We start from the raw sequence: 245 nt of genomic DNA, 5'->3' as shown, positions 1-245 counted from the left end.
GAACCTCTGCCGCTTGTGGCTTACCAATAGCCGCAGTGGGAGCAATTACCTTTATCCTAGTGGGCTGGGGTAACCCCCTGTTGCCGCCTTGGGCAACCGGGTTTGTTATGTGGCCTGCCTTTCTGGGCATTGTCGCCACCAGCGTGCCGTTTGCACGCCTAGGAGTACGCTTAGCGCATGTGTTGCCTGCCCATGTGCTTCGTTACGGTTTTGCTGCACTGCTCGCCGTAGTGGGGATACGCTTC

1 protein-coding gene is annotated in these 245 nt (G+C 58.0%); it reads left to right on the top strand.

Annotated features, from left to right (window positions below; all coding sequences use genetic code 11):
* A partial coding sequence (locus R0J92_RS25675) for a TSUP family transporter (RefSeq protein ID WP_411053769.1) occupies positions 1-245 on the top strand: 245 nt, incomplete at both ends.

Origin of the sequence: Tritonibacter sp. SIMBA_163 (assembly GCF_046535935.1) — a bacterium.
GTDB classification, from domain to species: domain Bacteria; phylum Pseudomonadota; class Alphaproteobacteria; order Rhodobacterales; family Rhodobacteraceae; genus Epibacterium; species Epibacterium scottomollicae.
The sequence above is the reverse complement of the archived record's forward strand: the minus strand, read 5'-3'. Positions and strand labels throughout refer to the sequence as shown.